The sequence below is a fragment of the Mycobacterium sp. genome (genome assembly GCF_049281135.1).
GTDB lineage: Bacteria > Actinomycetota > Actinomycetes > Mycobacteriales > Mycobacteriaceae > Mycobacterium.
Genome location: NZ_JBAPRN010000358.1, coordinates 1 through 6,919, shown reverse-complemented (window position 1 = coordinate 6,919; position 6,919 = coordinate 1). Strand labels below are relative to the sequence as shown.

At 63.9% G+C, this 6,919-nt stretch carries 5 protein-coding genes and 1 tRNA gene; 3 read left to right on the top strand and 3 right to left on the bottom strand.

The features are described 5' to 3' along the window. The first annotated feature begins 171 nt into the window (after nt 1-171). Nucleotides 172-2,319, top strand: coding sequence for a serine/threonine-protein kinase (locus WAN02_RS14405; RefSeq protein WP_422264878.1), 2,148 nt, complete (start codon nt 172-174; stop codon nt 2,317-2,319). A gap of 20 nt (nt 2,320-2,339) precedes the next feature. Here the strand turns inward: WAN02_RS14405 and WAN02_RS14400 are convergent, their stop codons facing one another. After that, nucleotides 2,340-2,528 carry a hypothetical protein gene (locus WAN02_RS14400; protein WP_422264877.1) on the bottom strand — a complete coding sequence of 63 codons (189 nt, stop codon included), beginning with the start codon at nt 2,526-2,528 and terminating at the stop codon, nt 2,340-2,342. 109 nt (nt 2,529-2,637) lie between these two features. Beyond that, a complete protein-coding gene (locus tag WAN02_RS14395) occupies nt 2,638-3,795 on the bottom strand; it encodes a L,D-transpeptidase (protein WP_422264879.1) in 1,158 nt (385 codons plus the stop codon). A 218-nt stretch (nt 3,796-4,013) separates the two neighbouring features. On the opposite strand from WAN02_RS14395, the gene WAN02_RS14390 reads away from it, so the two are divergent. Together WAN02_RS14390 and WAN02_RS14385 are read left to right on the top strand one after the other, a co-directional pair. Further along, nucleotides 4,014-4,086 (top strand) — tRNA-Lys (locus tag WAN02_RS14390). Nucleotides 4,087-4,222: 136 nt separating this feature from the next. Beyond that, on the top strand, nt 4,223-5,965 hold the full coding sequence (locus WAN02_RS14385; RefSeq protein WP_422264876.1) for a DUF3556 domain-containing protein: 1,743 nt from the start codon (nt 4,223-4,225) through the stop codon (nt 5,963-5,965). A gap of 73 nt (nt 5,966-6,038) precedes the next feature. On the opposite strand, the gene WAN02_RS14380 is transcribed toward WAN02_RS14385, so the two are convergent. Then, nucleotides 6,039-6,919, bottom strand: an 881-nt coding sequence (locus WAN02_RS14380; RefSeq protein WP_422264875.1) for an MMPL family transporter, incomplete at its 5' end; no start/stop codon positions are given.

Below are 6,919 nucleotides of genomic sequence, written 5' to 3'. Positions count from 1 at the left end.
CTGCGCGGATCACCGATATTGGACAACGTTTCAGGTCGCACACCTGATAAGAAACTACCGGCCAATGCTGCGTCACTCCGGCGCACGATCAGGTGCCTTACGCTATCCGGGTTTGCGCATCCACGCGCTCCATTTAGAAACCATATAGGGCTGCGGCGGTACCATCCGCGCATGTCATTAGAGGTCGGGGTGACCTTTGACGGGTACATCGTGTTGCGGCCGCTGGGGTCTGGCGGGATGGCCGAGGTCTATCTCGCTCAGCATCCCAGGCTGCCGCGCCACGATGCCCTGAAAATTCTCTCCGAAGCGATAACGGCGGACGGCGAGTTCCGTGAGAGGTTTCAGCGCGAAGCCGACCTGGCCGCCTCGTTGTGGCACCCGAACATCGTCGCGGTGCATGATCGCGGCGCGTTCGATGGTCAGCTCTGGATCGCCATGGACTACGTCGACGGCACGGACGCAGCGCGGTTGGTCAAGGACCGCTACCCGGCGGGGATGCCGATACAGGACGTATGCGCCATCGTCTCTGCCGTGGCCGCCGCCCTCGATTACGCGCACGGCCAAGGGCTCTTGCACCGCGACGTCAAGCCGGCGAACATCTTGGTCGCCGAGCCTCGGGATGGCAAACGGCGAATCCTGTTAGCCGACTTCGGGATTGCGCGACCACTCGGTGACATCAGCGGGCTCACCGCGACCAATTTCATCATGGGCACCGTCACCTACGCCGCGCCCGAGCAGTTGATGGGCGAAGACATCGATGGTCGAGCCGATCAATACGCGTTGGCGGCCACCACGTTTCACCTTCTCACTGGTGTGCCACCGTATGAGCATTCCAATCCGGTAGCGGTCATCAGCCGGCATCTCACCGCACCACTGCCTAAGCTGAGCGACCGGCGTCCGGAATTGACGAACCTCGATGAGGTGCTGTCGCAGGGGTTGGCCAAGAACCCCGCCGACCGGTTCGAACGATGTCGCGACTTCGCCGCGGCCCTCAGCAGGCGGGCCGGTGCGGATACCGACCGCACCGAGGGCGATATCACGGTCGCCGCGCCGATCATGGAGCGCGAGACTCAACCGTCTCCCCGCGTGACATCGGCCGCGTCATTGTTGGGCACCGCGGCGCGCGAGACTCCACCGGGCGCGGGAAAGCCGAAGCCGCGCAGCCGATCCCGGATTCTCGTCGCTGCGGCGATAGCCGCAGTGTTGCTCACTGCCATCGGTGTCGTTGCGTTCGTGATGCGGCCGACGACGGGCACCGTCTCTGCCTCGCAGGCCAGCTCGGCAACCAGCCCCCCGGTACCTGCTGTCGCACCGTTCGACGGCACCTACAGCTTCGACTACGACTACAACAAGCAAACAATCAACGGCGCCCCCTACGCCGTGCACACCACCGACACGACCTCATGGTGGGCTCTGCGCTCGTCGTGCAAATCCACCGGATGTGTCGCCACGGCGACCGAGCTTGATCCGAAAGACCACCAGGTGGCGCATACCCCCGCCACGTCAGCCGAATACCATTTCGTCGACGGCCACTGGCAATCCGCGCCCGTGCAGCGCCAACTTGGTCAGCCGCGCTGCCTCGGCACAGACGGTCAAGTCGTCGCAGGCGCTAATACCGTCATGCTGACCTGGTCACTGGCGCCCCAGCCGAACGGCACACTGACCGGCGCAAAGACGGGCACCGCGCTCACCAACGAATGCGGCTTGCAGGGACAGGTTGCCGTGGCCCCGGTCGTGGCGGCTCGGGTCGGGGACGTGCCGGCCAGCGTCGCAGTCGCCGATCCGGCGACAGTCAGCAGCTCCCCGTCGACCAATACCACAGCACCACACGTCGCGGGCCCCGTCCTGGACGGCACCTACCGGGTGGACTTCGATCTGCAGAATCAGACGATCAACGGCGCGGTGACGGGCCTCGCCACCGCGGTCCAGCAGTGGTGGGCTTTTCGTTCCGTATGTACGTCGGCCGGATGCGTGGCCGCCGGATCTGAATTGGACGAATCCAACCAACAAGAGGGCAACGGCACGACAGGTGTTCTCCGCTTTACCGACGGTCATTGGCAGGGCATGCCCGTCCTTCAGGCACCCTCGCAGTGCGACGGCACAACACAGCCGCTCACCGACGACGAGACGCGGCTATGGTCCTGGGACCCACAGCCCGGCGGAACGCTTCGAGGCATTGAGATCGGCACCATCCTCAGCAATGAATGCGGCAAGCAAGGAACGGTGTACCGGACTCCATTTGTCGCGACACGCACGGGAGATGTCGCGCCGAGCGTGATCGTGGCCGACCCGGCATTGTTCGAGACCCGCGCAAGTTGATGAGGCTGGACGTTGCCGGCTTAGCGTTGACTGCGCGAGGCGGCCCTGCGCATCTCGAGCTCGAACCCGCCCGCCTCCGCCGCGTAGCCGATTGCGCCGACGGCGACACCGACCACCTGCCACAGCACGTGGCCGCTTAACAGAGCAAGTTGACCGCGGACATTACGACTGACGCCCACCTCGGCTGGACGAGCGAGAGTTTCATTCACGCGTATAAGGCTAAAAGCGTCACCGGCCGCTGGAACGGAGGGGCGCTCAGACGGCGTGTCGAGCCCGAATTAGGTTGCTAGATAACAAATGCGGCGTAACCAATCGGTGTCACGCCTTGGCATTGCCGGCGTGCCACTGATCCCACGGGATGTTCCAGTCGCCGAGCCCTTCGGTCCCCGACAGTGGCGGGCCAAGCGTGTTGAGCACCTGCACGATGTCGCCGCGCTTGGTGTGCTCGAAGAACCATTGAGCATTGCTCGGGCTCACGTTGAGGCAGCCGTGGCTGGTGTTGGTGTGACCTTGAGCCCCCACCGACCACGGCGCCGAATGCACGAATACCCCGCTGTAGGACATCTGGGTGGCGAAATCCACCTCGGTGCGATATCCGTTGGGCGAGTTGACCGGAACGCCATAGGTGGACGAATCCATGATCATGTGCGCGAATCGCACACCGAGAATGTAGGTACCGCTGGCGGTGGGAGTGCTGTCCTTGCCCATCGACGTCGGCATGGTCTTGACCACATCACCGTTGACGCGCACCGTCACCACCTTGGTGTTGTCGTCGGCGGTCGCGATGACTTCGTCCCCGACGGTGAAGTGTGAGCGCACGTTGTCCTCGCCGAAAACCCCGTCACCCAAGTCGACACCGTAGGTGTTGACCGCGATGTTCACGTTCGTCCCAGGCTTCCAGAAATGCTCTGGGCGCCAACGAACTTCGCGCTTGTTCAGCCAATAGAACGCGCCCTCGACGGGCGGATCGGTCGTCACCACGATGGCCTTTTCGGCGGCCTCACGGTTCGCGATGGCCTCGTCGAACTGGATCGCCACCGGCTCGCCGACACCCACCACCTCGCCGTCGTGCGGCATGGCGTACGGCATGGTCAGGTTGTGCGGCGAGTGAGTCTGGAACGTCAACTGGCGGGTGGCCACTCCGCCGAGCCCGCGGGCTTTGGCGGTCAACGTGTACATCCTGTTGTAGCCCAGCCGCTCCGTAGTAGCCCAGTGCACGCCGTCGGGACTGAGTTGGCCGTCGACGCTCCCGCCGTTTTCGTTGACCATCTCGACGGAGGCCAGCACGCCGTCGTCGGCGTTGACAGTCACCGGGCTGTCCACCGCAACGCCGACAGCGCCGTCGGTCACCGATGCGCTGAGTTTGGGGACGAGCAGGTCACCGAACGGTGTGGCCTTGTCCATGATGGCCTTCGGCGCCGGAGGGCCGCCGCTGCCGCTGCAGGCCGCCGCCCCGAAAACGGCAAGCGGCACCATCAGCACAGCCAGCAACCGCCGGCCTCGCTGGTGTGACCTGATGAAACGATCCCCCACCTGCGTTGTTCCCCTTCACGACGTGTATTGGTTTGTTACTGCGGAGTATTCTAAGCGGTGGACGACTGTTAACAGTCATCAGCGACCGATCGCAGCCTCGACGATTTCGTCCCCCGACGGAATGACTGTTATTGTCGCAAACGCAGTCCAGCAGGATGCACGCGCCGTTAGCTCAGTTGGTAGAGCAGCTGACTCTTAATCAGCGGGTCCGGGGTTCGAAACCCTGACGGCGCACTTCAAAACGTCGGCCATATCTGTGGTCCTTGTCGACCGCGCAAATCCTGCCTCACCAGTGATTGCTGGGAGTAGTTTTTTCTCGTGCCAGACGGTTGATTGGCACCTCGGGAAGAGCTGCGCCGAAGGAGCCGCAATGGGATTCGTCCAGCCCAACCTGCCCGTCGTCGACATGGCCGAGTGGAGCAAGAAGCCGCGTGCCGAACGGGTGGTGCCGATGGTGCGCCACATCGCCGAGAACGGCTTCGGCACCCCACTGATCATGCACGTTATGTACGGCATCAAGATCGCGCTCTACGTTCTCGGTGCCTGGCTGTTCGCATGGTCCACGAACGGCATCGACGGGTTCACCGATGTCGCCGCGTGGTGGACAGAGCCGATCGTGTTCGAAAAGGCTGTGCTGTACACGATGCTGTTCGAGGTCGTAGGCCTCGGTTGCTGCTTCGGGCCGCTGGCCGGTCGCTACTTCCCGCCGATGGGATCGATCCTGTACTGGCTACGTCCCGGCACCATCCGGCTTCCCCCCTGGCCCGAGCGGGTTCCGCTGACCAAGGGAAACGACAGAACACCGTTCGACGCACTGCTTTACGGCATCTTGCTCGGGTTGCTGGTCCTTGGGCTGGTGTCCGACGGGTCCGACCCAATTCCCGCGCTGGGCACGACGATCGGCGTCGTGCCGCGTTGGCAGACCGTCGCGATTCTGACAGTCCTGGCCGTGATCGGCCTGCGAGACAAGGTCATCTTCCTGGCCGCCCGCGGCGAGGTGTACGCGCCCCTGGCGCTGGTGTTCCTGTTCCCCGGGGCGGACATCGTCGTCGGGGCCAAGGTGGTCTTCATGGTGATCTGGCTGGGCGCAGCGACGTCCAAGCTCAACCGGCACTTCCCCTTCGTGATCTCGACGATGCTGGCGAACAACCCATTCATCCCCTCGGGCGCGCTCAAGCGCGCGTTGTTCAAGCAATATCCGGATGACTTGCGGCCCAGCGGATTAGCGGGTTTCATCGCCCACTTCTCGACTGCCGTGGAGGGGCTGGTGCCGCTGCTGCTGTTCGTTTCGCACGGCGGCTGGCCGACGACCATCGCCGCGTTCGTGATGATCGCGTTCCACCTGAACATCCTGTTGGCCTTCCCGATGGGAGTGCCGCTCGAATGGAACGTGTTCATGATCTTCGGGGTGCTGTGGTTGTTCGTGGCGCACGCGCGGCTGGGCCTGTCAAACCTCGCCACCCCGCTGCCGGTCGCGATCCTGTTTACGGTCATGGCCGGAACCGTCGTCATCGGAAACCTGTTCCCCCGCAAGGTGTCCTTTCTGCCCGGGATGCGTTATTACGCCGGCAACTGGGACACCACGGTGTGGTGCGTCAAGCCCTCGGCCGACGAGAAGTTCCGCATCGGCTCCCGCGCGCTCGGCCCCATGTACCACTTACAGCTCGAGCGGTTGTACAAGACCAAGGAGGAGGTGCAGGTCCCCATTCATCTCGCGTTTGCCTTCCGGGGGATGAACACCCACGGCCGCGCGCTCTACACCCTGGTCCACCGTGCGTTGGCCGGCTACGACGAGGACGACTACAACCTGTGCGAAGGCGAGAATCTCTGCGCAATGGTTCTCGGCTGGAACTTCGGCGATGGGCACATGCACAACGAGTGCCTGATTGATGCGCTACAGCAGCGATGCGGGTTCGAGCCCGGCGACGTGCGGGTGGTGATCCTCGACGCGCAGCCCATCCACATCCAGCGCCAGGAGTACCGCCTGGTGGACGCGGCGACGGGCGAATTCGAGCGGGGCTACGTCGACGTCGACGACATGGTCACCACCCAACCCTGGGCGGACGACCTCCCGGTACACGTTCAACACAGCACCGCGGCCGGCCAGGCGTAATCTGGCGCCGCGGGGCGGTCGGTGTTGGCGCGTTGCAGCGCAAGCACAATCGAATTGACGCCAGGTGCTACGTCTACGACTCCGGCGGTGCCTCATGTCGCGGCTGGTACAACAGCGCACGAACCAGCGGACGCGGCCCGACGGACCGAAGCATCTGGCTGGCCGGGCGAACCCGGACCCGCTTCGGCCACCAGAACCAGCGTCCCATGATCGTCATGATCGACGGCGTGATCAGCGTTCGGACAACGAAGGTGTCGAACAACAGGCCGATACCGATCGTGGACCCGAACTGACCGATTGCCCGCAGATCGCTCGAGAGCATCGCGGCCATCGTGACGGCGAACACCACACCGGCGGCGGACACCACCGGGCCGGTCACACCCACGCCGCGGATGAGCCCGGTGTTCAGGCCGGCGCCGATCTCTTCCTCGATTCGGGACACCAGCATCAGGTTGTAGTCGGACCCCACAGCCAGCAGCACGATCAACGCGAATTCCGTTGCCACCCAGTGCAACTGGAAATGGCCCAGATGCTGCCAGATCAGCGTCGAGAATCCGAACGCCGCGCCTAGCGACAGCACGATCGTGCCGACGATGACTCCCGCAGCGACCAAAGCGCGGGTGACGAGCACCATGATGATGAAGATCAGCACGATCGACGCCACCGCGGCGATCAGCAGGTCGTACCAGGCGCCGGTGGCGATGTCGTTGAACGTCGCGGCGGTGCCGCCAAGGTAGATGTCGGCGTTCTCCAACGAAGTGAGTTTCAGCGCCTCTTTCGCCGCATTGCGCTCCTGATCGACGGACTTGATGCCCTCCGCCGTCGCGGGATCCACGGCGTGAGTGATGATGAAGCGCGCGGCCTTGCCGTCGGGCGACACCATCAAGCTCAAGCCAAACTGGAAGTCCGAGTTCTGGAAGATCTCCGGCGGCAAGTAGAACAGGCTCTCCACCC